The sequence below is a fragment of the Pseudomonas koreensis genome, assembly GCF_024169245.1.
Classification (GTDB): Bacteria; Pseudomonadota; Gammaproteobacteria; order Pseudomonadales; family Pseudomonadaceae; genus Aquipseudomonas; species Aquipseudomonas koreensis_F.
Genome location: NZ_JALJWP010000001.1, coordinates 4,318,802 through 4,324,683 on the forward strand (window position 1 = coordinate 4,318,802; position 5,882 = coordinate 4,324,683).

6 protein-coding genes and 2 pseudogenes are annotated in these 5,882 nt (G+C 58.2%); 5 read left to right on the plus strand and 3 right to left on the minus strand.

Translation table 11 applies throughout. From position 1 onward, the window contains the following. Nucleotides 1-121: 121 nt before the first annotated feature. Complete coding sequence (locus J2Y90_RS19145) at nt 122-994, plus strand: transcriptional regulator (protein WP_012724236.1); 873 nt, start codon at nt 122-124, stop codon at nt 992-994. Between the two features lie 205 nt (nt 995-1,199). On the opposite strand, the pseudogene J2Y90_RS26765 reads toward J2Y90_RS19145, so the two are convergent. Together J2Y90_RS26765 and J2Y90_RS19150 are read right to left on the minus strand one after the other, a co-directional pair. After that, nucleotides 1,200-1,352, minus strand: a pseudogene (locus J2Y90_RS26765) (IS21 family transposase); the annotation flags it as partial. A 135-nt stretch (nt 1,353-1,487) separates the two neighbouring features. Further along, nucleotides 1,488-1,781: pseudogene (locus tag J2Y90_RS19150) on the minus strand (methylated-DNA--[protein]-cysteine S-methyltransferase); the annotation flags it as partial. A gap of 543 nt (nt 1,782-2,324) precedes the next feature. Between J2Y90_RS19150 and J2Y90_RS19155 the strand changes: the two are divergent. The 4 genes from J2Y90_RS19155 to J2Y90_RS19170 all read left to right on the plus strand — a co-directional run bounded on the left by J2Y90_RS19155 (nt 2,325) and on the right by J2Y90_RS19170 (nt 4,954). Beyond that, on the plus strand, nt 2,325-2,576 hold the full coding sequence (locus tag J2Y90_RS19155) for a hypothetical protein (protein WP_253501853.1): 252 nt from the start codon (nt 2,325-2,327) through the stop codon (nt 2,574-2,576). Nucleotides 2,577-2,703: 127 nt separating this feature from the next. Then, nucleotides 2,704-3,219 (plus strand): GNAT family N-acetyltransferase, encoded by a 516-nt coding sequence (locus J2Y90_RS19160; RefSeq protein ID WP_253501856.1) that lies wholly within the window; start codon nt 2,704-2,706, stop codon nt 3,217-3,219. Between the two features lie 36 nt (nt 3,220-3,255). After that, nucleotides 3,256-4,296, plus strand: coding sequence for a GSCFA domain-containing protein (locus J2Y90_RS19165; protein ID WP_253501859.1), 1,041 nt, complete (start codon nt 3,256-3,258; stop codon nt 4,294-4,296). After that, nucleotides 4,265-4,954 carry a hypothetical protein gene (locus J2Y90_RS19170; protein ID WP_253501862.1) on the plus strand — a complete coding sequence of 230 codons (690 nt, stop codon included), beginning with the start codon at nt 4,265-4,267 and terminating at the stop codon, nt 4,952-4,954. The genes J2Y90_RS19165 and J2Y90_RS19170 overlap by 32 nt, the downstream gene beginning before the upstream one ends. A gap of 43 nt (nt 4,955-4,997) precedes the next feature. Here J2Y90_RS19170 and J2Y90_RS19175 read toward each other — a convergent pair whose 3' ends face one another. After that, nucleotides 4,998-5,867, minus strand: a complete 870-nt coding sequence (locus J2Y90_RS19175) for a TauD/TfdA dioxygenase family protein (RefSeq protein ID WP_253501865.1) — start codon at nt 5,865-5,867, stop codon at nt 4,998-5,000. Between the last annotated feature and the right edge of the window lie 15 nt (nt 5,868-5,882).

A 5,882-nucleotide genomic window follows, 5' to 3' on the forward strand; every position in this document is an offset into this window, starting at 1 on the left:
TCGCAGCGTCCATCTACTCCTTCGACGGTGCTTGCGCTCTCACTCAACGATATGTAGATATACCTGACACATCTACGGTGTTTACGCATACAGGTAAACTTTTCGAGCACATGGTGACGGTATGAAACGGGCGAAAGCGATTGAGGCTGTACGCTGGGATTTGGCATTGCGTTACAAACTGATAGAGACCGTTGCCTGGTGGGAAGGTCGCCTGACCACGGGGCACTTGATGCAGAGCTTTGGCATCAGTCGTCAGCAGGCGTCGAAGGACATCAACACCTACATCGATGAGCATGCGCCCCGAAATCTATCGTATGACAAGCACCTAAAAGGTTACGTACCCACCAAGCATTTCAAACCACTGTTCATGAAGGAAAGTGCAAGTGCATATCTGCACCTGCTGAACCAGAATCACGAGCGGGCTCCGCACATTGAAGGACTGACGTTGGCGTATGCGCACATTGACATCCTTGACGTGCAGGATCGCTCTATCCGCCCCGAAGTGCTTAGGCCGTTATTGAAGGCTTGTCGAGAAGGTCAACGACTTGAGTGTGAGTACGCTTCTTTCAAAACGCCAGATGGGGAAACCCGACTCATTGCGCCGCATACGCTTATCCATACCGGCATGCGCTGGCACGTGCGTGCATACTGCGAGAAAAATGGTGAGTACCGTGATTTTGTATTGAGCCGGTTTCGGGGTACTCCGGAGCTGATGAATGATTTCACAGAGCATTCACGTCAGCTCGACCCTGGGTGGACGACGCCGGCGACAGTGATCCTGGAAGCGGATTCGAGATTGAAGGCTGGGCAGCGGGCCATTCTCGAAGCCGATTACGGAATGGAGAACGGACAGTTGATGATAGAAACCCGCGGCGCGTTGGTTCAGTACGTCTTGAATCGCTACCAGATCGATACCGCCAAAATGCATATGAAACCAAGCGCCCAGCAGCTCATCGTGGCTAACCTGGACGAGCTCAGCCAGTGGCTCTACTAGACCTGGGCAGCGCCGTGAATGTGTAAACAAATCACGCATATCGCGCAGGTAGGGCTTGATCACATCCAACAGCAATCACCAGCTGCACCACAGCGGATGCCCCTTACTCAGAGGATCAGCTGGATCGCTGCCGTTGGAAAAGGCAATAGGCCTCATCAGCTCGGAGGCCTACGGAATGGATTCCAGATATTTGAGTATCACGACGTTCTTGAAAGGTTGCGCACCGTTGGTACGCTGGCTGAGTGGCTTGGGGCGCTCTGACCCGTTTTCGGATGGTGTTTGTAGAAAGCCCGGTACGCTTGGCTATCTGATGGAGCGAGAGCTTGTCGCGGAAGTACATCCGCCGGATTTTCCCCAACATTTCCATGCTGATCCCCCTGTGTTCTCCTGCTCAAAAAGTGAGCAGAAGTAGTTGAACACCTGGGTCAGTTTTCAGTCGGCAGAACAGCCTCTACTGGGTCAGTTTTCGGTCAGCGGCAACACTGCTTAGCAACTAATTCAACAGGAATTCGTTCTGTTGAGTCATTTGCAAAGCGGTCTTCTCCAAACGCAGTAAAAATTCTTTCCTGGGCTGTCCTCCGCCATATCCGGCGAGTGCACCATTTGTCGCTATGACACGGTGACAGGGCACGACAATAGATAAGCGATTGTGTCTATTTGCATTGCCCACTGCTTGGCTTGCACCTGGCTTACCGATGCCCCTAGCGATGGCACCGTAGGTTGAAATGGTTCCATAGTCGATTTTTAGAAGCTCTGCCCACACAAGCCTGTCAAAAGTGAGCCAAGGCGACCGCTAATGCCTTGATGGAAAGGCGTGGCAGTGACCCGCTCTACCCCATCTCGTCCAGCTGAAAACTTCGCGTGAATTACGTACATATTGGTTCAAAAATCGCTTCAATCAATCAGTGGAAAATCACGAATCTGGTGAAAATAATTGGTGGAAAATCACGATTTATTTTGTTTCTTCAGCGGAAAAACCATAAATGGTTCCACTAATTTATCAAAGGGCTCGGTTTGGCCTAGGAAATACGGGGCTTTGGGGCTCTCCACTTATATCGCGATTGGTGCATTTGCCTTGAATTATCACAATCAAGGCAAATCAAGGCCTTGCATACCCTTCCTTCGCAACTTTCGAGCTTTCTACGGCTGACCGCTTGGCACCTCAACCTGCTAGGATGATTCGCAAACGCCAAGGCTCATCCTCGCACGCGCCGTAGTCACCGCCCGTTAACCCGCGGTGGCGCCAATACGGACGCTGACAACTTGAATCCAGACTAGCGCCGCCCGAACAACACCAAGCGCCCCCTAATCCGATCAGGACGGGTTTTACATGGCTGAGCCGCAACCGCCATATCCTCTGCTCCCACCTTTAAGCTTGCTCGATGACCAGGCACGACCTGCGCTTCCAATCAATTTGGAGGTGCTGCAACGCTTGGAGGCAACACCCGAGCACCTGCATGCCCTGGCACAAGCTGTCGTGGGTGATGTCGTCGAAACTGCGAAATTCGGATCGCTTTCGGTCCTGCGCATCATCCACAGCGAGGAAACCACCACTCTGATTTGTGAAAAGTCCATGGAATAGACTAGCGCTGTAGGCTGACGGCGCACCAGCGCATCAGCGCATCAGCGCAAATCCGCTGCATCATTGATCTTTCGCGCCACACCCAGTAAAAAACTGTCTTCCCTTTCCGCCTTGCAAGGAGCTGCGGATGCTTGAGCTCACCACGCAACGCCTGGACCTGCGCACGATGGTCGAATCCGACTGGCCGCTGTTCCTCAGGCTGCATTCCGAGCCGCAAACCATGCAGTATGTGTTCGGTGAAATCGCCGAGGACCAGGTGCGCAAAGGCTTCGAGCATCGGCTTCCGGCCTGGGGGCCGCAGTCGGATCACTGGTTGTGTCTGGTGGTGATCGACAGGGCCAGCGGGCAGGAACTGGGTGTGACCGGATTCCGCATCCTGTCGCCGGGGCATGCCGAGGTGGGTTGCCTGCTGTTGCCCGAGCATCAGGGCAAAGGCTTTGGCACCGAGTCGCGGCAGGCGATCATCGACTATGCCACGGCCATCGGCCTGGACTCGTTGGAGTCGACCGTGACCGACGGTAATATCGCGTCTTGCAAGGTTTTGGAGAAATGCGGTTTTGTATTCGAGCGCCGCGTGCCGCAGGCCTATCAGATTGGAGATCGGTGGTTTGACGACCTGATCTACCGCTATCAAATCAGCTGACCGGTTTTATCAGCGACCGCCAAGGAGGCCCTCCTCGTGAACCCTTATCAGTGCCTGCCACCCCGCGCTTTCTGGCGCACCGCCGTGGCTGACAAGCCCGCGCTGAACATCGATCGACTGTGGACGCCACAATTCGAGATCGGCAACAAGGACACCATCGTCACCGCCGGCTCGTGTTTCGCCCAGCACATCGGCCGGGCGCTGGGCGAACGCGGCATGAACTGGCTGGATGCCGAACCGGCCCCGCCCGGGCTGCCCGAAACCGACTGGAAGGCCCATAACTATGGGGTTTTCTCGTTTCGCACCGGCAATCTGTACACTCCGGCGATGCTGTGCCAATGGCTGGAATGGGCGCTCGGCGTGAGCCTGCCACCCGACGAAACCTGGGCCCATGACGGGCGTTTCTTCGACCCGTTCCGGCCCGCCGTGGAACCCGACGGCTTTGCCAGCGAGGACGCACTGTTCGCCTCGCGCGAAGCCACCCTCAATGCCATCCGCACCGCCCTGCGCCGCGCCAAAGTGTTCGTGTTCACCCTGGGCCTGACCGAAGCCTGGCAGAACCGCCAGACCGGTCTGGTGTATCCCGTGTGCCCCGGCACCGTGCGCGGCACCTTCGATCCACAGCTGCACTGCTTCTGCAACTTCGGCTTCATGGACACCTATGGCGACATGGTCAGGGCACTTGAGTTGATGCGTTCGATCAACCCGCAACTGCGTCTGCTGCTCACCGTGTCACCGGTGCCCCTGACGGCAACCGCCACGGGCGAGCATGTGTTGAGCGCCACCACCTATTCCAAATCAGTCCTGCGCGCCGTTGCCGGGCAGCTGTGCGAAGACCTGCACGACGTCGACTATTTCCCCTCCTACGAAATCATCACCGGCACACCTTTCAAGGGCGCGTTTTACCAACCCAACCAGCGGGAGGTCACGCCTGAAGGCGTGGCATTTGTCATGCGGCAGTTTTTCGCCGGGCTCGATGCGGTTCAACCGCTGCAGGCGCCGACCAGCGTTGCCTCCACCTGCGTGTCCAGTGAGGAGCTTGTCTGTGAAGACGCCGTGCTCGATTACTACGCCTAGGTTTCTGCTGCTGGGCGATTCCCATGCCGGGGTCATCGGCAAGGCGGCGCAGGCCCGCGAGCTGCCTTTCAGTGGCGGCCCGCTGGGCACCGGCCGGGATTTCGCGGTGGATTTTTTCAGCCTGACCCGTCATGACGTGGTGTTTCGGGACGTCGAGATGGAGCGCCTGTATCGCCAGGCCCTTGAGCCATTCGAAGTACCGCAACTGGCGAAGGTCGGGGTGCCGCTGGTGAGTACCATCGGCTTGAGCCTGCACTATCTCGCCACCGCGCCGAACTGGACCTGCTACCAGACGCCGGACGGCGAATTTGACGAAGGTTTTCTCACCGGGCCGCTGTTCGAGTCCATCATCGACACCTTGTCCCGGCCTGCGCTGGCGTTCTATGAACAGGCCCGGGCGCTGAACCTCAAGGTGTTCGCCGTGCTGCCGCCGCAGCGGGTGCCGGAGCTGTCCGACCCACGCGTGTTCATGGCCGCGCAGGCGCTGCTGATCGAGCGCCTGCAAGGACTCGGCATCGAGCTGATTGACGTGCGCGCGGCGGCGAATGATGAGCTGGGCTTTCAGCTTCCGGCGTACTGCGAGGTGGATGACCCGTTGCACGGGAATCTGGCGTTCGGCGAATTGATCGTCGAGCAACTGCTCAAACAAGGTCTGTGAATGAGCGGTGGGAACGGCGCCCGCTCCCACCGGTTTTTCAGACTCAAGCCTTGGGCTGGGTCCCCAGAATCGTCACCCGCTCGCCATACCGCGAGTGCGGAAAATAATCCCAGACCGCGTGGTGCTGTGTGCAGCGGTTGTCCCAGAACACCAGGCTGTTCGGCGCCCAGCGCACGCGACAGCTGACGACCGGTTCGCGGGCGACCAGGTCAAACAGCATGTTCAACAGTACCTGACTTTCACCGTCAGACAACTGGACGATGTGCGAGGTGAACCCGGAATTGACGAACAGCGACTTGCGCCCGGTTTCCGGGTGGCGAACCACCACCGGGTGTTCGGTTTTCGGCAGATTGGCCGGCGCCTCATAGCCCTTCCACGGAATCGCACCGTCATGGATCGCGGTCAATCCGCCGAGAAACTGCTGCATCGTCGGCGACAGCATTTCCAGCGCCAGGTGCATGTTGGCGAACAGCGTGTCGCCGCCGGTGCCGATGGCCGGGGTTTCCTTGACGTACAGCATCGAGCCCATGGACGGCGCCAGATCGGCGGTGCCGTCGGTGTGCCAGGTTTCGCCGGCCACGTAGCGCGATTGCGCATTGGCGCGGATCACCACCAGCTCCGGGTCATCGCCGTCGATGTCTTCCACCGGCAGGGCCCGCAGCTCACCGAACAGCCGGCCAAACGCCTTGTGTTCGTCCACCGTCAGGTGCTGATCGCGGAACACCACCACGTGGTTCTCCAGAAAGGCCCGGCGGATTTCCGTGAGCTGCTCGTCGCTCAGCGGCTGCGAAAGATCGACGCCGCCGATCTCGGCGCCTATGATCGGCGTGATCCGCTCGACCGTGATGTGCTGATACGGCGTGCGCCGTTCGGCGGCGATGCGCTCGATTGCCTTGAGTGCCAACTGATCCATGTTCCCTCACCTTTT